This is a genomic window from Rhizobium sp. NLR8a, from assembly GCF_019685235.1.
In the GTDB taxonomy this organism is placed as follows: domain Bacteria; phylum Pseudomonadota; class Alphaproteobacteria; order Rhizobiales; family Rhizobiaceae; genus Rhizobium.
Window position 1 is genome coordinate 114,922 of sequence record NZ_JABDWI010000016.1, and the last position, 16,944, is coordinate 131,865.

General features: G+C 61.5%; 16 protein-coding genes and 1 pseudogene. 15 read left to right on the forward strand and 2 right to left on the reverse strand.

Going from position 1 to position 16,944, the window contains the following annotated elements; translation table 11 throughout:
• The first annotated feature begins 19 nt into the window (after positions 1-19).
• The 5 genes from HJC04_RS27235 (at position 20) to HJC04_RS27255 (ending at position 4,035) form a co-directional block, all read left to right on the forward strand.
• Positions 20-1,642, forward strand: a complete 1,623-nt coding sequence (locus HJC04_RS27235; protein WP_221147544.1) for an ABC-F family ATP-binding cassette domain-containing protein — start codon at positions 20-22, stop codon at positions 1,640-1,642.
• Between the two features lie 220 nt (positions 1,643-1,862).
• The gene (locus tag HJC04_RS27240; protein WP_085781420.1) at positions 1,863-2,390 is read left to right on the forward strand and encodes a hypothetical protein; all 528 of its coding nucleotides are present in this window, start codon (positions 1,863-1,865) and stop codon (positions 2,388-2,390) included.
• A gap of 98 nt (positions 2,391-2,488) precedes the next feature.
• Positions 2,489-2,653, forward strand: a complete 165-nt coding sequence (locus HJC04_RS27245) for a DUF1328 domain-containing protein (protein ID WP_003571841.1) — start codon at positions 2,489-2,491, stop codon at positions 2,651-2,653.
• 328 nt (positions 2,654-2,981) lie between these two features.
• Positions 2,982-3,503, forward strand: a complete 522-nt coding sequence (locus HJC04_RS27250) for a DUF992 domain-containing protein (RefSeq protein WP_210633686.1) — start codon at positions 2,982-2,984, stop codon at positions 3,501-3,503.
• A 76-nt stretch (positions 3,504-3,579) separates the two neighbouring features.
• Positions 3,580-4,035, forward strand: coding sequence for a GNAT family N-acetyltransferase (locus HJC04_RS27255; RefSeq protein WP_210633688.1), 456 nt, complete (start codon positions 3,580-3,582; stop codon positions 4,033-4,035).
• A gap of 60 nt (positions 4,036-4,095) precedes the next feature.
• Here HJC04_RS27255 and HJC04_RS27260 read toward each other — a convergent pair whose 3' ends face one another.
• A complete protein-coding gene (locus HJC04_RS27260; RefSeq protein ID WP_210633690.1) occupies positions 4,096-5,025 on the reverse strand; it encodes a LysR substrate-binding domain-containing protein in 930 nt (309 codons plus the stop codon).
• Positions 5,026-5,098: 73 nt separating this feature from the next.
• Here HJC04_RS27260 and HJC04_RS27265 point away from each other — a divergent pair, with 73 nt between their 5' ends.
• The 10 genes from HJC04_RS27265 (at position 5,099) to glpK (ending at position 16,223) form a co-directional block, all read left to right on the forward strand.
• Positions 5,099-6,016 carry a DMT family transporter gene (locus tag HJC04_RS27265; protein ID WP_221147572.1) on the forward strand — a complete coding sequence of 306 codons (918 nt, stop codon included), beginning with the start codon at positions 5,099-5,101 and terminating at the stop codon, positions 6,014-6,016.
• Between the two features lie 111 nt (positions 6,017-6,127).
• On the forward strand, positions 6,128-6,901 hold the full coding sequence (locus tag HJC04_RS27270) for a DeoR/GlpR family DNA-binding transcription regulator (protein ID WP_085781425.1): 774 nt from the start codon (positions 6,128-6,130) through the stop codon (positions 6,899-6,901).
• Positions 6,902-7,022: 121 nt separating this feature from the next.
• Entirely contained in the window at positions 7,023-8,537 is a 1,515-nt protein-coding gene (gene glpD / locus HJC04_RS27275) for a glycerol-3-phosphate dehydrogenase (RefSeq protein WP_210633691.1), read from the forward strand.
• A gap of 42 nt (positions 8,538-8,579) precedes the next feature.
• Positions 8,580-9,677 (forward strand): ABC transporter ATP-binding protein, encoded by a 1,098-nt coding sequence (locus HJC04_RS27280; RefSeq protein WP_210633692.1) that lies wholly within the window; start codon positions 8,580-8,582, stop codon positions 9,675-9,677.
• Positions 9,678-9,686: 9 nt separating this feature from the next.
• Positions 9,687-10,757 carry an ABC transporter ATP-binding protein gene (locus tag HJC04_RS27285; protein WP_210633694.1) on the forward strand — a complete coding sequence of 357 codons (1,071 nt, stop codon included), beginning with the start codon at positions 9,687-9,689 and terminating at the stop codon, positions 10,755-10,757.
• 3 nt (positions 10,758-10,760) lie between these two features.
• A complete protein-coding gene (locus HJC04_RS27290) occupies positions 10,761-11,627 on the forward strand; it encodes a carbohydrate ABC transporter permease (RefSeq protein ID WP_210633696.1) in 867 nt (288 codons plus the stop codon).
• Between the two features lie 14 nt (positions 11,628-11,641).
• A complete protein-coding gene (locus HJC04_RS27295) occupies positions 11,642-12,469 on the forward strand; it encodes a carbohydrate ABC transporter permease (RefSeq protein WP_210633698.1) in 828 nt (275 codons plus the stop codon).
• A 13-nt stretch (positions 12,470-12,482) separates the two neighbouring features.
• Positions 12,483-12,764, forward strand: coding sequence for a DUF2160 domain-containing protein (locus tag HJC04_RS27300; RefSeq protein WP_064806467.1), 282 nt, complete (start codon positions 12,483-12,485; stop codon positions 12,762-12,764).
• Between the two features lie 77 nt (positions 12,765-12,841).
• Entirely contained in the window at positions 12,842-14,566 is a 1,725-nt protein-coding gene (locus HJC04_RS27305) for an ABC transporter substrate-binding protein (RefSeq protein WP_210633699.1), read from the forward strand.
• Between the two features lie 154 nt (positions 14,567-14,720).
• Positions 14,721-16,223, forward strand: coding sequence for a glycerol kinase GlpK (glpK, locus tag HJC04_RS27310; protein WP_221147545.1), 1,503 nt, complete (start codon positions 14,721-14,723; stop codon positions 16,221-16,223).
• Here glpK and HJC04_RS31985 read toward each other — a convergent pair.
• Positions 16,168-16,838, reverse strand: a pseudogene (locus HJC04_RS31985) (hypothetical protein); the annotation flags it as partial. The gene glpK and the pseudogene HJC04_RS31985 overlap by 56 nt on opposite strands.
• Between the last annotated feature and the right edge of the window lie 106 nt (positions 16,839-16,944).

Below are 16,944 nucleotides of genomic sequence, written 5' to 3' on the forward strand. Positions count from 1 at the left end.
TTCAGGCCCATAGCAGACCATGATTCGTATCGAGAATATCAGCAAGCAGCTCAGCCACCGGATCCTCTTCATTGAGGCGTCGGCCGCTCTTAACAAAGGCGAGAAGATCGGCCTCGTCGGCCCGAACGGCGCCGGCAAGACGACGATCTTCCGGATGATCAACGGTGAAGAGCAGCCCGACGAGGGACAGGTCTCCTGCGAGAAGGGCGTCACCATCGGCTATTTCGACCAGGACGTCGGCGAAATGTCAGGCCACAGCGCCGTCGCCGAAGTGATGAACGGCGCCGGGCCGGTCAGCATCGTTGCCGCTGAACTGCGGGAGCTGGAGGCGGCCATGGTCGACCCCGAGAGGGCCGGCGACATGGAGGAGATCATCGAGCGCTACGGCGAGGTGCAGGCGCGTTACGAGGAGCTGGACGGTTATGCGCTCGACGGGCGCGCCCGCGAAGTGCTTGCGGGCCTGAGTTTCAGCCAGGAGATGATGGACGGCGACGTCGGTGCGCTGTCGGGCGGCTGGAAGATGCGCGTGGCGCTTGCCCGCATCCTGCTGATGCGTCCCGACGTCATGCTGCTGGACGAACCGAGCAACCACCTGGATCTCGAAAGCCTGATCTGGCTCGAAGAGTTCCTGAAGGGTTATGAGGGGGCGCTGCTGATGACCTCGCACGACCGCGAGTTCATGAACCGCATCGTCAACAAGATCCTCGAGATCGACGCCGGCTCGCTGACCTCCTATTCCGGCGACTATGAATTTTACGAGCAGCAGCGGGCGCAGAACGAAAAGCAGCAGCAGGCCCAGTTCGAGCGCCAGCAGGCGATGCTCGCCAAGGAAATCAAGTTCATCGAGCGGTTCAAGGCGCGCGCTTCGCATGCTTCGCAGGTGCAGAGCCGCGTGAAGAAGCTGGAGAAGATCGACCGGGTGGAGCCGCCCAAGCGCCGTCAGTCGGTCGCGTTCGAATTCCAGCCAGCGCCGCGCTCCGGCGAGGACGTGATCAGCTTGAAGAACGTCCATAAGAAATATGGCAGCCGAAGCATCTATGAGGGGCTGGATTTCATGGTACGGCGGCGAGAACGCTGGTGCATCATGGGCATCAACGGCGCCGGCAAATCGACGTTGCTGAAGCTGGTGACGGGCACCACGACGCCCGACGAAGGCAGTGTCGCTCTCGGCGCCAGCGTCAAGTTGGGCTATTTCGCCCAGCATGCGATGGATATTCTCGATGGCGAGCGCACGATCTTCCAATCGCTGGAGGATCGCTTTCCCCAGGCAGGGCAGGGGCCTTTGCGCGCGCTCGCCGGATGTTTCGGCTTTTCCGGTGACGATGTCGAGAAAAGGTGCCGGGTGCTGTCGGGCGGCGAGAAGGCCCGGCTGGTCATGGCTATGATGCTGTTCGACCCGCCGAACCTGCTCGTGCTCGACGAGCCGACCAACCATCTCGACCTCGACACCAAGGAAATGCTGATCAAGGCGCTCGCGCAATATGAGGGCACCATGCTCTTCGTATCCCACGACCGGCATTTCCTAGCTGCGCTCTCCAACCGCGTGCTGGAACTGACCCCGGAGGGCGTCCATCAATATGGCGGCGGCTATACGGAATATGTGGCGCGCACGGGTCATGAGGCGCCTGGCCTGCGCAGCTGACGGCTATTTTTCCGGCGGCACGGCGAAACCATTGAAATCGAAACGACCAGCAGAGCGCGTCCGCATATTGTTGGACGGCCGGCGCTTTATCGGCGGTTGTGAAAGCCGTTTATGTGAACGAAGAAGAGCGCCGGCCGACATTGCCGGCGCTCTGCCACGATGATGACCCATTTCCATGGTGTTCGGGCCTTCTTCAAACAATCGGGGCGGGCACATCAGCATGGACTGGATCAATCGTCATATCGATCAGCCGTTATTGAACGGCGCGGCAGGCTTGCTGCGGCAGTGGCACATTCGTACACGGCAGTCGCCGGAGCTGCTGGAGCCGACGTGGAACCTTGTCGTGCTATCCTTTCTCCTTATCGCGAGCGGACAGGTCATGACGGGCAAGCCTTTCGCGCTGAGCATTGCCGCGCTGATCATGCTGGCCCTGCCTTCAGCCAAGAAGTTGCTTTCGGCGGTCAAGGCAGGGGGAAGCGCCTATGGCGCCCGGGAATACAAATCGTCAAGGGCGCGCGCCGTCGCCAAACGGGAGGCGGAATGGTCGGTGCGGATCATCGTGCTGTTTTCATCCGCCTGCCTTCCGTTCATCGCCCGCATCGATGATCCGGTGGGCGCCTGTTTCATGCTCGGGGCAAGTGTCTGGTTCGTGCTGACCGGGCCGCTCAAAACTTACCTCGATGCGGCCGAACCTCCCGAACCGACCGAGGGCGACCGGATGTACAGCGGCGTCTTTCATTTCGGCTGAAAGCCGCCGATGCGACGTTCCATCGGCCGGCCATGAGAGTGAGGGAACCAAACCGGACGGCCGCCGTTATCTCCGCAGCAACGTAAAAGGAGATTGCGATGCTTTACTACGCTCTGGTGTTTCTCGTTGTGGCCTTGATTGCCGGCGTCCTCGGATTTGGCGGCATTGCAGGGGCTTCAGCTTCCATTGCCCAGGTTCTGTTCTTCATTTTCCTGGTGTTGTTCGTCGTCTCGCTTGTCATGCGCTTCATGCGCAGAGTATAGTGAAGATGGTTCAAGTATAAAAGCCCGGTGATAATTATCGCCGGGTTTTGCTTTCCTTGATGGTCCCGCAGTGGTCGGTGAAACTCGCTTCGAGCGAATGTGCTTTTCGTGCAACCATCCCTAACAAGATCGTGAAAGACCGCATGCTGGTCGCATGTGCCTTCGAAATGTCCCAATGGGGCTGAACCGTGGGGCTGTCGCTTGCGCCTTCCCACGCGCTTTGACACGCGACGCGAAAACGGCGCCGTCCGGGATTGCTCTGCAGTCCCCTCCGATATCCGGTGCCGCCAGCCGGGTGTTCCCGTCACGATTTGAGAAGGAGAGACTTATGAAAACAACTCTTGCGGCGGCGTTTGCCGCGGTATCGTTGACGTTTTTCGGCGCGGGGGCGGCCAATGCCGCCGACCCTGTCACCAGAACCTATGAAGAGCCGGACCTGCGCAATGGCGTGAAGATCGGTTATCTCACTTGCGATATCGGCGGCGGCACGGGATATGTGCTCGGTTCGTCCAAGGAAGCCGATTGCGTCTTTCAGTCAATTGTCGGCAATGAGCTTTTCGATCACTACACCGGCGAAATCCGAAAGCTTGGCATCGACCTCGGCTTCACCACGCGCAGTCGCTTGATCTGGGCGGTGTTTGCGCCGACGGCTGGTTATCATCGTGGGTCGCTCGCCGGACTTTATGTCGGCGCCAGCGCAGAGGCGACGGTTGGTGCCGGCGTCGGCGCCAACCTCCTGGTCGGTGGCACCTCCGGTTCAATCCATCTGCAGACGGTCAGCCTGACGGGCCAGCTCGGCCTGAATGTCGCGGCCGGCAGCGCGTCGATGACACTGACACCGGCGGATTGACGGGTTTTGTCGCCCCCTGCCGCGACGCGGCGGGGGCTCCACGAGATTATTGGGTTGGCTTGCTGGCGACGAAACGATGGATATCCGAATTGCAACGCCGGGCGAGGATGAGATCCTGGTCGGCCACTATCTGAAAATCTGGGACAGCTATGGCACGCCGCCGGAACATTACAGGCCGGATGCGGCGGCGCGGATATTGGCGTTTTTGAGAAGCGGTCGCCAGGAGCGACGCCTCGCCGTTGTGGACGATGGAATCGCCGGTTCCGTATCTTGTCAGCTGCACCAATCGCCGTTTCCGGAAGTCATTCGGCCGGAGCAGCGGTTGCACGGTTATATCTGGTCCGTCTATGTCGCCGAGGCTTTCCGCCGGCGCGGCATTGCTTTGGCGCTGACGAACAGGGCCGTTGATTATCTGAAATCCATCGGCTGCACGACTGCCGTCATTCATGCCTCGGATGTGGGGGAGCCAGTCTATCGCAGCGCCGGCTTCGAGCTGGCGAAGGAAATGCGCCTGAAGTTTCCTGTGGAGTGAGCCGCATAGCCGAAGCGCCTACACACGGCTGAGGCATGTGCGCGGCGGCGCGTTTTCTGTTTACGCTTTCGGCTTTCCGGGCGCGATAAAGGCGTTGATCGCCGTCTCGTCATGGCCGGCTTCGCGTAGGAAGCGGCTGGCGAATTCGATGGCAGGACTTCTCAATGCATCGTCCGGCCGGATCAGGTGAAAAGCGACATGGGAATCGAGGGTGCGCTGTGACACTGCGACGACGCGCCCGGCGGCAAGCGCAGCATCCGACAACGGCGGCCGCGCAAGCGCAATGCCGAGCCCTTGCGCGCAGGCATCGACCACCAGATTGTAATCTTCGAAGCGTCGGTCCTGACCACGCGGCGTATAGTCGACGCCCTCACGCGCTAGCCAGCGCCGCCAGCCCTCGATATTGGAGTCGTGAAGAATCGGCAGATCGAGCAGCGAAAGCGCATCCGAGCGTTGCCCGAGTCGTGCTGCCATTGTCGGTGAGGCGATCGGAAAAGATTTCTCCTGCCACAGCGGCAGGGCGCGCACGCCCGCCCATGGTCCCTTGCCGCAGCGGACGGCAAGGTCCGTGCCTTCGCCGAAGTCCGCCAGGCGGTGTTCGAGCGTCAATTCGACATGCAGCTCATTTCCTTCGAGCTTTGCCAGGCGCGGAAACAACCATAGAGAGGCGACGGACGGAGTAACGGAAAGGCGCACCACCGCCTTGTTCGGCCGTGGCAGCCAGCGCTCGCCGGTGTTCCCGAGCAGGGAAAGAGCTTCCTCGGCACGTGCGAAGAACCGCATGCCCTCCGGGGTGAGGCGCACACCGCGAGCTTCACGCGCGAAGAGCCGCACGCCCATCCAGCGCTCGAGCCGCGAGACCTGCCGCGATACGGCGCCATGGGTGATCCCGCTTTCCTCGGCCGCGGCCGAAAACGATCCGAGCCGAGCGGCGCGGGCAAAGGTCTCGAGCGTATCGAGCGGTGGGAGCACTGGCGAGCTGTGAACCATGCGCACATTTGATCATCGATTGCGGTGCTTTTCAAGCATGTATCGAAGCCCTAATTCGTTGTCGCACGCACAGATGGAGGCGAACATGAGCATGGCGGCAAGCGCACCGGTTTCGGCAAAACAGCAAGGCGGCTTCGATCTGATCGCCTTTGCGGCGATTGTCGTCACCATTCTCTTCTGGGCCTCTTCCTTCGTGGTGATCCGTATCTGTCTCGGGCCGCTGACGCCGATCGAACTGGCAACGGCGCGTTATGTGGCGGCAGGCGTCCTCGCCCTTGTCTATCTCGCCATCTACCGGCCGATGCCGGAAAAGCGTGAATTCGTCCGCCTCTCGGTCGCTGCCGTCCTCTTCATCGCCGCCTATGCGGTTCTCCTGAACACCGGCGAGCAGACCGTGGCGGCGGGGCCGGCGAGCTTCATCATTAATACCATGCCCGTCTTCACCGCCCTGATTGCCACATTCGCGCTCGGCGAGCGTTTCGGCCGCTGGGGCTGGGTTGGCACCGCGGTTTCCTTCGGCGGCGTGGCGCTGATCGCCGTCGCCTCCGACGGCGGCTTCACGCTCGATCCGAACGCTGTGCTGATCCTCGGTGCGGCGCTCTGCTCGGCGATCGCCAGCGTGTTGCAGAAACCGCTGCTCGCTCGCCTGCCGGCGCTTGCCGTCACCGCCTGGATCCTGTTGATCGGCTCCGTGCCACTCTTTTCGGCCGTCCCGGCGACGATCCGCGCGCTGGCGGCGGCGCCGGCAGAGGTCAATTGGGGCGTTGCCTATCTCGTCATCTTCCCGACTGCGATCGGCTATCTTACCTGGGCCATCGCCTTGAAGCGGCTGACCGCTGCGCGCGCCTCGAATTTTCTCTACGGCGTCCCGCCTGTCGCAACGCTGATCGGGTTCGTCGGGCTGGGTGAGACGCCGACCGCACTGGGTGCTGCCGGCGGCGTCATGGCGATCCTTGGCGTGCTCGTGGTCAACGTGATGCGGAAACGATAACCGTATCGCGCTGCCGCCACGTTCGGAGTGCCGCAGTCGGGCAACTGACAAATAGGCATTGCGCTGCCGTTCGCTTTCTTTAAAAACGAAAGCAGAGCGAAAGGGGCGCGGATGTTCTTGACCGACCGACAAACTGAAATCGTGGCGATTGCGAAATCGAGCGGCAGGGTTCTGGTCGAGGAGCTCGCCTCCCGCTTCTCGGTGACGCCGCAAACAATCCGCAAGGATCTGAACGATCTCTGCGACGCGCAGGTGCTGACGCGCATTCATGGCGGCGCGACATTTCCGAGCGGAACGGAGAACGTCAAATACGAGGCGCGGCGGCAGATCGCCGCTTCGGAGAAGCAGGCGATCGGTATGGCGGCAGTCGAGCTGATCCCGAGCGGAGCCTCGCTTTTCATCAACATCGGCACGACGACCGAAGCGGTGGGCGAGGCGCTCGCCAATCACCACGAGCTGATGGTGATCACCAATAATATCAACGTTGCCAACAGGTTGCGTCTCTTTCCGGCCATCGAGGTGGTGATCGCCGGCGGCGTCGTGCGCGGCTCGGACGGCGGCATCGTCGGCGAAGCGGCGGTCGATTTCATCCGGCAGTTCAAGGTCGATTATGCCGTCATCGGCGCATCGGCAATCGATATCGACGGCGCGCTCCTCGATTATGATTTTCGCGAAGTGAAGGTCGCGCAGGCGATTATCGCCAATGCCCGGCATGTCATCCTCGTTGCCGATTCGACGAAATTCGAACGCACCGCGCCGGTCCGGATCGGCCAGCTTTCCCAGGTCCATACCTTCATCACCGACCACTGTCCGGTGCCGTCCATCCGCAATCTCTGCCTCGAAAACAATGTGAAGCTGATCGAAACGAGCACTAGATCGCGCTAGGTCACGCGAATGGAACAAACATTCGTTTGACATTCGCATTCCTTTCGTTTTAACTGTTATCACTTTCGCAATCGCGCAAGTTTTGTGCGATGCGAAATCAGCAGTGGGCTCGGAGGGGCAATTGGGCCGGGAGATACACGACATATTCGTCATTGGCGGCGGCATTAACGGCTGCGGCATTGCGCGCGATGCCGTCGGGCGCGGCTATTCCGTCGCGCTGGCGGAGATGAACGATTTTGCCTCCGGCACGTCGTCCGGCGCCACCAAGCTGATTCATGGCGGCCTGCGTTATCTCGAGCATTACGAGTTCCGGCTGGTGCGCGAATCGCTGATGGAGCGCGAGATCCTCTGGGCGATGGCGCCGCACATCATCTGGCCGCTGCGCTTCGTATTGCCTTATCACAAGGGCGGCATCCGCCCGGCCTGGCTGATCCGACTCGGCCTCTTCCTTTACGATCATCTCGGCGGCCGCAAGCTGCTGCCGGCGACGTCGGTACTCGACATGCGCAAGGACCCGGCCGGCAAGCCGCTGAAGGCGCTGTTCACGAGGGCGTTTGAATATTCCGACGGCTGGGTCGATGATGCCCGCATGGTCGTGTTGAACGCCCGCGACGCAGCCGACAAAGGGGCGGCCATCCTGCCGCGCACCAAGGTGGTGTCGGCGCGGCGCGAGAATGGTCTCTGGCACATTGAAACGACCGATACGGTGACTGGCCGCAATGACAGCCATCAGGCCCGCATGCTGATCAATGCCGCCGGTCCCTGGGTCGATCATGTCATCCGTTCCGCCTTCGGCCAGAACGAGGCCCACCACGTTCGTCTCGTTCAGGGTAGCCATATCGTCGTCAGGAAGAAGTTCGACGACCCTCGTGCCTATTTCTTCCAGAATCCTGACAACCGCATCATTTTCGCCATTCCCTATGAGGGCGATTTCACCCTGATTGGCACCACCGACCGCGACTACACCGCCGATCCCAAGGACGTCCGGATCTCCGAGGAAGAGACCGTCTACCTCTGCAACGCGGCTTCGGAATATTTCAAGGAACCGGTGCGGCCGGAAGATATCGTCTGGACCTATTCGGCGGTCAGGCCGCTTTATGATGACGGCGCCTCGAAGGCGCAGGAGGCGACACGCGATTATGTGCTGAAGCTGGAAGGCGAAGGCGGGGCTGCGCCGCTGCTCAACGTCTTCGGCGGTAAGCTCACCACCTATCGCCGGCTTTCCGAGCATGCGCTGGAGAAAATCGGTGCCGCGATCGGGGTCAAGGGCAGCCCGTGGACGGCAAAGAGCCATCTGCCGGGCGGCAATTTCGCGGTCCAGGGTTATGAGGGCGAAGTCGCCAAGTTGAAGCGGCGTTACCCCTTCCTTGCCGATCCGCATGCGCGCCGGCTGGTGCGCCGCTACGGCACCAGGGCCGAGACGCTGCTCGGCGATGCCCGCGGCATTGAAGACCTCGGGCAGCTGTTCGGCGCCGATCTTTACGAAGCCGAGGTCAAATACCTCGTCGAACATGAGTGGGCCCGGCACGCCGAAGACGTGCTGTGGAGGAGAACAAAGGATGGTCTGCGCCTTTCGAAGGAACAGGCTCAGTCACTGGAGGAGTACATGGCTGCCATACCGGCGATGGCCGGATAAGGTGGCGTGTGGTCCCCGCTGCGTGGAGGCACGGGAATCGGAATGCTGGAACTGCGAAACGCCGCCAAGATGGTGGGCGCGGACTATCATATCTATCCGACCGATCTGGTCCTCGAGCGCGGCACGCTGAACGTCCTGCTCGGGCCGACGCTGTCGGGCAAGACGTCGCTGATGCGGCTGATGGCCGGGCTCGACCGTCCGACCGCCGGCTCCGTCCGTTTCGACGGCGCTGATGTCACTGGCATGCCGGTGCAGAAGCGCAATGTCGCCATGGTCTACCAGCAGTTCATCAATTATCCGGCGCTGACCGTATACGAGAACATTGCCTCGCCGATGCGCATATCGGGCAAGGATGCCGCCACCATCGACCGCGAAGTGCGCAAGGCGGCCGAGCTTCTGAAGCTCACGCCCTATCTTGATCGCACGCCGCTCAACCTGTCCGGTGGCCAGCAGCAGCGCACTGCGCTGGCGCGCGCGCTCGTCAAGAATGCCAGCCTCGTGCTGATGGACGAGCCGCTTGCCAACCTCGACTACAAGCTGCGTGAGGAATTGCGTGAAGAGCTGCCGAAGATCTTCGCCCAATCCGGCGCGATCTTCGTCTATGCCACGACCGAACCGTCCGAAGCGCTGCTGCTCGGCGGCAACACGGCGACATTGAACGAAGGCCGGGTGACCCAGTTCGGGCAGACGATCGATGTTTACCGCCGGCCTGCCGACCTCGCTACCGCCGGCATCTTCGCCGACCCGCCGCTAAACACGCTCGACGTCACCAAATCCGGCAATGCCTTTACGCGTCCGGGCGGGGCAGCCCTTCCGGTTCCCCCGCATCTGGCCGTCGTGCCGGACGGGCCGGTGACGGTCGCTTTTCACCCGCATCATCTCGGCTTCAAGCCGCAGACGGGTGACGCGGCCTGCCTGCAGGCGCGCACGCTGGTTTCGGAGATCACCGGTTCGGAGAGCTTCGTTCACCTGGAATATGATGGCGTGCGCTGGGTAATGCTGGCGCACGGGATTCACGACATCGATCCCGACATGGAGATCGAGGCCTTCCTCGACATGCGCCACCTCTTGGCCTTCGGCGCCGACGGCCGCGCCATCGCTTCGGCCGGCCGCGATGCCGCAACGACCGGAAAGGCATAGGAGAGCACAATGGCACGCATTACGCTCGACCATATCCGCCACGCCTACGGAGCCAATCCGCAGACGGAGAATGATTATTCGCTGAAGGAAGTCGACCACGAGTGGAACGACGGCGGCGCCTATGCGCTGCTCGGTCCTTCCGGCTGTGGCAAGACCACGCTGCTCAACATCATCTCCGGTCTGTTGCAGCCTTCGCATGGCCGCATCCTCTTCGACGGCAAGGATGTGACGAATCTTTCGACGCAGAGCCGCAACATCGCGCAGGTCTTCCAGTTCCCTGTCATCTACGACACGATGACCGTTTACGACAATCTCGCCTTCCCCCTGCGCAACCGCGGCGTGGCGGAAGCCGATGTCGACCGGCGCGTGCGCGACATTCTCGAAATGATCGACCTTGCCGGCTGGGCCAAGCGCAAGGCGCAGGGGCTGACGGCCGACCAGAAGCAGAAGATCTCTCTCGGCCGCGGCCTGGTGCGCAACGACGTCAACGCCATTCTGTTCGACGAGCCGCTGACCGTTATCGATCCGCATATGAAATGGGTGCTGCGCTCGCAGCTGAAACGGTTGCACAAGCAGTTCGGCTTCACCATGGTCTACGTCACCCATGACCAGACCGAGGCGCTGACTTTCGCCGAGAAGGTCGTCGTCATGTATGACGGCCAGATCGTTCAGATCGGCACGCCCGCCGAACTCTTCGAGCGGCCGAGCCACACCTTCGTCGGCTATTTCATCGGTTCGCCGGGTATGAACGTCATGCCGGCGCAGATCGACGGCAGCGCCGTCAAGGTCGGAGACGAGGTGCTGGCGCTCGATTACGCGCCGAAGACTGCAGGTAGCTCCAAGACCGAGCTCGGCATCCGCCCGGAATTCATCCGCCTCGGGCGGGAAGGCATGCCGATCACCATCACCAAGATCGAGGATATCGGTCGACAGAAGATCGTGCGCGCTCGCTTCGCCGGCCAGCCGATTGCGATCGTCGTGCAGGAGGATACGGACATCCCCACGGATGCTCGCGTCACCTTCGATCCGTCCGCCATCAGCATTTACGCCGACAGCTGGCGTGTCGGCAGGGAGGCCTGAGCCATGCAGAAGACGTGGAACAACAAAGCCTGGTTTCTGGTCCTGCCGGTGCTGTTGCTCGTGGCCTTCTCGGCCGCCATCCCACTGATGACCGTGGTCAACTATTCGGTCCAGGATACGTTCGGCAACAACGAGTTCTTCTGGGCAGGTACCGACTGGTTCGTCCAGACGCTGCATTCCGACCGCTTCTGGGAAGCGCTCGAGCGCAACCTGCTCTTCTCCTTCATCATCCTGGCGCTGGAAATTCCGCTCGGCATCTTCATCGCGCTCAACATGCCGAAGAAGGGTATCGGCGTTCCGGTCTGCCTCGTTCTGATGGCGCTGCCGCTGCTCATCCCGTGGAATGTCGTCGGCACTATCTGGCAGGTCTTCGGACGTGTCGATATCGGCCTCCTCGGCCATACGCTCGAAGGGCTCGGCCTCGATTACAACTATGTCCGCGATCCCGTCGATGCCTGGGTCACCGTCATCGTCATGGATGTCTGGCACTGGACGAGCCTCGTCGTGCTGCTCTGCTATGCCGGCCTCGTCTCGATCCCCGACGCCTATTATCAGGCCGCCAAGATCGACGGCGCCTCGCGCTGGTCCGTATTCCGCTACATCCAGCTTCCGAAGATGAAGCGGGTGCTGCTGATCGCCGTGCTCCTGCGCTTCATGGACAGTTTCATGATTTATACCGAGCCCTTCGTCGTCACCGGCGGCGGCCCCGGCAACTCGACGACCTTCTTGTCCATCGATCTCGTGAAGATGGCCGTCGGCCAGTTCGATCTCGGCCCCGCCGCGGCGATGTCGATCATCTACTTCCTGATCATCCTGCTGCTGTCATGGATCTTCTACACGGTCATGACCAGCAGCGACGCCAACGCCTGAGAAAGGAGAGATCCATGGCTGCGACAATGAAATACAAGCCCGCCGGAAATTTCTCCTGGGTGGTCACGACGCTCTACATCGTCTTTCTGCTCCTGCCGATCTACTGGCTGATCAACATGAGCTTCAAGGAGAATGCCGAGATCACCGGCGCCTTCTCGCTGTGGCCGCAAAACCCGACGCTCCGGAACTACGCCGTCATCTTCACCGATCCGTCCTGGTATAGCGGTTATATCAACTCCATCATCTACGTGGTGATGAACACTGTTATCTCGGTGCTTGCGGCGCTGCCGGCGGCCTATGCCTTCTCGCGCTACCGGTTCCTCGGCGACAAGCACCTGTTCTTCTGGCTGCTGACCAACCGGATGGCGCCGCCCGCCGTCTTCGCACTGCCCTTCTTCCAGCTCTATTCCGCCTTCGGCCTGATCGACACGCACATCGCGGTGGCGCTCGCCCACTGCCTGTTCAATGTGCCACTGGCAGTCTGGATCCTCGAAGGCTTCATGTCTGGCGTGCCGAAGGAGATCGATGAAACCGCCTATATCGACGGCTACTCCTTCCCGCGCTTCTTCGTGAAGATCTTCATGCCGCTGATTGCGAGCGGGATCGGTGTCGCCGCCTTCTTCTGCTTCATGTTCTCCTGGGTCGAACTGCTGCTGGCCCGCACGCTGACGACGACCGCGGCAAAGCCGATCTCGGCGATCATGACACGCACGGTTTCGGCGGCCGGCATGGACTGGGGCGTACTGGCGGCAGCCGGCGTGCTGACCATCATTCCCGGCGCGCTCGTCATCTATTTCGTTCGCAATTACATCGCCAAGGGCTTTGCCCTGGGCCGCGTCTGAGGAGGAGACTGCCATGAATTTTTCCTGGATGGCTTGGACACTGCCGACGGCGCTGTTCTTCCTGACGATCCTGGCGCTGCTGATAGCCATGAGCGTCTGGGAATATTTTTCGCCGGGCGGCACGCCGCGCACAGGCGTGCTGCGGTTCGAGACGACGCGCGGCGACCGGCTTTTCATTTCGCTGCTTGGGGCAGCATTCATTCATCTTGCATGGCTTGGGCTCGCTGGGCCCAACCTGTGGTGGGCTCTTGCTATTTCCGTAGTCTACGCCATTGGCGTGTTCCGCTACGTGTAACGGCAGGGAGAAGACAGATGGCCGGGGGTACTGGCCGCCTGAGACGTGACTGCAATCGCAAACCCTGGGAGGATATTATGCGACGGCACTTATTGACGACGACAGCAGGCTTGCTGCTGGCGATGACAGCATCGGCCTATGCCGGCATGGACGAGGCCAAGACGTTCCTCGACAAGGAAGTCGGTGATCTCTCGACGCTTACCCGCGCCGACCAGGAAAAGGAAATGCAGTGGTTCGTCGATGCCGCGAAGCCCTTCGCCGGCATGGACATTAAGGTCGTTTCCGAAACGATCACCACGCATGAATATGAATCGAAGGTGCTGGCTCCGGCCTTCACCGCGATCACAGGCATCAAGATCACCCATGACCTGATCGGCGAAGGCGATGTGGTGGAAAAGCTGCAGACGCAGATGCAGTCGGGCGAAAACATCTACGACGCCTACATCAACGACTCGGACCTGATCGGCACCCATTGGCGCTACCAGCAGGCCCGCTCGCTGACCGACTGGATGGCCAATGAAGGCAAGGATGTCACCAATCCTGGTCTCGACGTCGACGACTTCATCGGCAAATCGTTCACGACGGCGCCTGATGGCAAGCTTTACCAGCTGCCGGACCAGCAGTTCGCTAACCTTTACTGGTTCCGCTACGACTGGTTCAACGACGAGAAGAACAAGGCGGACTTCAAGGCGAAGTACGGCTACGATCTCGGCGTGCCGGTCAACTGGTCGGCTTATGAGGATATTGCCGAGTTCTTCACCGGCCGCGAGATCGACGGCAAGAAGGTCTATGGCCACATGGACTACGGCAAGAAGGACCCGTCGCTCGGCTGGCGCTTCACCGACGCTTGGCTTTCGATGGCCGGCAACGGTGACAAGGGTATTCCGAACGGCAAGCCGGTCGACGAATGGGGCATCAAGGTCGACGAGAACTCCCGTCCTGTCGGTTCGTGCGTCGCACGCGGCGGCGACACCAACGGCCCGGCAGCGGTCTATTCCATCCAGAAGTATCTGGACTGGATGAAGGCCTATGCACCGGCCGCCGCTCAGGGCATGACCTTCTCCGAATCCGGACCGGTCCCCTCGCAAGGTGAAGTCGCCCAGCAGATGTTCACCTACACGGCCTTCACGGCCGACTTTGTCAAGGAAGGCCTGCCGGTCGTCAATGCGGACGGCACACCGAAATGGCGCTTCGCACCAAGCCCGCACGGCGTCTACTGGAAGGACGGCATGAAGCTCGGCTATCAGGATGCCGGCTCCTGGACGCTGATGAAGTCCACGCCCGTCGATCGCGCCAAGGCGGCCTGGCTCTATGCCCAGTTCGTCACTTCCAAGACTGTCGACGTGAAGAAGAGCCACATGGGCCTCACCTTCATCCGCCAGTCGACGCTCGATCATAAGTCCTTCACCGATCGCGCGCCGAAGCTCGGCGGCCTGATCGAATTCTACCGTTCGCCGGCCCGCCTGCAGTGGTCGCCGACCGGTACGAACGTTCCTGACTATCCGAAGCTCGCGCAGCTGTGGTGGCAGGCGATCGGTGACGCCTCTTCCGGCGCCAAGACGGCGCAGGAAGCGATGGACTCGCTTTGCTCCGAGCAGGAAAAGGTGCTGCAGCGCCTGGAACGCGCCAAGGTCCAGGGCGATATCGGTCCGAAACTCGCCGAAGAGCATGATCTCGCTTATTGGAATGCGGATGCGGTAAAGAAGGGCAACCTGGCACCGCAGCTGAAGATCGAGAACGAGAAGGAAAAGCCGCTGACCGTCAACTACGACGAGCTCGTCAAGAGCTGGCAGAAGAAGTAAGGCGGACCCGGCCGGAGGCGACGAGGCCTCCGGCCATCACTTCCTTGCCACCGGCAGCAAGCCGGTGGCATCCCACAATCTTTCTCTCATCAAACCCGGCGTCCTGCCGCTGAGCGGCAGGCTGAGCGGTTTCGTGCGAGCCGGAGATGGATGTATGAGCGGCTATATTCTTTCGATCGACCAGGGCACGACGTCTTCACGCGCCATCATCTTCGATGGCGGCATGAAAATGGCCGGCTCGGCGCAGGCGGAGATCACCCAATATTATCCGCAGCCCGGATGGGTGGAGCATGACGCCGCCGAAATCTGGCAGTCCGTCGTCGTCACGGTGCGCAGCGCGATCGCCGATGCCGGCATGAACGCCGCCGCGATCGCGGCGATCGGCATTACCAATCAGCGTGAGACGGCAGTCGTCTGGGATCGCAAGTCCGGCGCGCCGCTTCACCGCGCTATTGTCTGGCAGGACAGGCGCACGGCCGAAATGTGCGAGAGCCTGAAGGCCGACGGATATGAGAAGCTGTTCAGTGCCAAGACAGGCCTGCTGCTCGATCCCTATTTCTCCGGCACGAAGCTGCGCTGGCTGCTCGACAATGTCGATGGCCTGCGGGAAAAGGCGGAGGCGGGCGAGGTCTGCTTCGGCACGATCGACAGCTGGCTGATCTACAAGCTGACTGATGGTCGCGTGCACGCTACCGATGCGACCAATGCGTCGCGAACGCTGCTCTATAATATCGATGACGGGGCATGGGACGAGGAGCTTCTCGGCATTCTCGGCATTCCCTCCGCCATGCTGCCCGAGGTCAGGGAATGCGCCGATGATTTCGGCCGGGTCGACGAGGCGCTGTTCGGCGCCGCGCTTCCGATCCTCGGTGTCGCCGGCGATCAGCAGGCTGCGGCCGTCGGCAATGCCTGTTTTGATCCTGGCATGATGAAATCCACCTATGGCACCGGCTGCTTCGCTCTGCTGAACACCGGCCGGGATCGCGTTTCCTCCTCCAACCGGATGCTGACGACCATTGCCTGCCGGCTCGACGGCGAAACGACTTATGCGCTCGAAGGCTCGATTTTCATTGCGGGTGCGGCCGTGCAATGGCTGCGCGACGGCCTCGGCATCATCAGCCAGGCTTCCGAGGCAGGGGTTCTTGCGACCAAGGCGGACCCCGGCCAGCAGGTCTATATCGTTCCGGCCTTCACCGGCCTCGGCGCGCCCTATTGGGATCCAGCCGCGCGCGGCGCGATCTTCGGCCTGACGCGCAACAGCGGGCCGGCGGAATTCGCCCGCGCCGTGCTTGAATCCGTCGCCTACCAGACGCTCGACCTGCTCGTTGCGATGAAGAAGGACTGGGGCGCCAACCAGTTGGAAACCGTCCTGCGTGTCGATGGCGGCATGGCCGCGTCCGACTGGACGATGCAGTGCCTGGCGGACATCACGGGAAATCCCGTCGACCGCTCGGCGATCCGCGAGACGACGGCGCTGGGAGCCGCCTGGCTCGCCGGCTCGAAGGCCGGCATCTGGCCCGGCAGGCGGGAGTTTGCACAGGCCTGGGCCTGCGACCGCCGCTTCAATCCCTCGATGGAGGAAGGCGAGCGGCAGACCAAGATCATCGGTTGGAAGAATGCCGTGTCGCGCATGATTTCGGACACGGCGGCAGGATAGCGGCGAGATCGATGCCGTGGGTGTCAAACCACCAATCCGCACTCATGGCGGAATAGCGGTCGCGAAGGCGCAGATATTTAACGCGGAACCGCTTCTGGCGTTCGACTTCGTCCTTAAAGAAGGGATGGTCGAGCGTGCCGCCCATCTTATGGATGCGGCGGAGCAATTTCCGCAGAACATATCCCTGTTCCTTGTTGCCCGGCCGATAGCCGCTTTCCACGATTGTCGTGACGGTCTCGCACGATGTCTCCAGCGCATCGCTTTGCGGCGTGCCGTTGGCGATCATATCGAGACGTTCCCCGCCGAAGCCGCCGTCTATGCAGATTCTGAGCGGATTGACGATGTTTCCGATCTCGACCCCATCTTTGTAGAACGCGGTGCAGTATCCCGTGATGCTGCCATCGCTCCAGATGCATTGCGAATCTGGAACGACGGGCACGCGCCCACTATAGAACGGCGTCCATTCAAGCAGGTGGTCCGGATGGATCGTTACGTGATCCGGCGTGATGCCCAGTGGTCCAGAAACGCAAGCCAGAAGTCGATGGCATCGCCGACTGTCATTTCTCTAAGCGAAAAAAGGCCAAGCATGGTGAAGTGGAGAAGATGAGTCCCGTCTGGATCAGGCGTCCCGCGGTGACATAGGCAACCTCCTTCGCTGTTCGTGTCTTTCTGCAACATAGCGGTATGACGCGCATGCAGACAGGCTATTGAACATTGGTTC

Excerpts from the sequence above, each read along its gene's own strand:
- HJC04_RS27235 (WP_221147544.1), top strand. The coding sequence starts at position 20 with ATGATTCGTATCGAGAATATCAGCAAGCAGCTCAGCCACCGGATCCTC.
- HJC04_RS27240 (WP_085781420.1), top strand. The coding sequence starts at position 1,863 with ATGGACTGGATCAATCGTCATATCGATCAGCCGTTATTGAACGGCGCG.
- HJC04_RS27245 (WP_003571841.1), top strand. The coding sequence starts at position 2,489 with ATGCTTTACTACGCTCTGGTGTTTCTCGTTGTGGCCTTGATTGCCGGC.
- HJC04_RS27250 (WP_210633686.1), top strand. The coding sequence starts at position 2,982 with ATGAAAACAACTCTTGCGGCGGCGTTTGCCGCGGTATCGTTGACGTTT.
- HJC04_RS27255 (WP_210633688.1), top strand. The coding sequence starts at position 3,580 with ATGGATATCCGAATTGCAACGCCGGGCGAGGATGAGATCCTGGTCGGC.
- HJC04_RS27260 (WP_210633690.1), bottom strand. The coding sequence starts at position 5,025 with ATGGTTCACAGCTCGCCAGTGCTCCCACCGCTCGATACGCTCGAGACC.
- HJC04_RS27265 (WP_221147572.1), top strand. The coding sequence starts at position 5,099 with ATGGAGGCGAACATGAGCATGGCGGCAAGCGCACCGGTTTCGGCAAAA.
- HJC04_RS27270 (WP_085781425.1), top strand. The coding sequence starts at position 6,128 with ATGTTCTTGACCGACCGACAAACTGAAATCGTGGCGATTGCGAAATCG.
- HJC04_RS27280 (WP_210633692.1), top strand. The coding sequence starts at position 8,580 with ATGCTGGAACTGCGAAACGCCGCCAAGATGGTGGGCGCGGACTATCAT.
- HJC04_RS27285 (WP_210633694.1), top strand. The coding sequence starts at position 9,687 with ATGGCACGCATTACGCTCGACCATATCCGCCACGCCTACGGAGCCAAT.
- HJC04_RS27290 (WP_210633696.1), top strand. The coding sequence starts at position 10,761 with ATGCAGAAGACGTGGAACAACAAAGCCTGGTTTCTGGTCCTGCCGGTG.
- HJC04_RS27295 (WP_210633698.1), top strand. The coding sequence starts at position 11,642 with ATGGCTGCGACAATGAAATACAAGCCCGCCGGAAATTTCTCCTGGGTG.
- HJC04_RS27300 (WP_064806467.1), top strand. The coding sequence starts at position 12,483 with ATGAATTTTTCCTGGATGGCTTGGACACTGCCGACGGCGCTGTTCTTC.
- HJC04_RS27305 (WP_210633699.1), top strand. The coding sequence starts at position 12,842 with ATGCGACGGCACTTATTGACGACGACAGCAGGCTTGCTGCTGGCGATG.
- glpK (WP_221147545.1), top strand. The coding sequence starts at position 14,721 with ATGAGCGGCTATATTCTTTCGATCGACCAGGGCACGACGTCTTCACGC.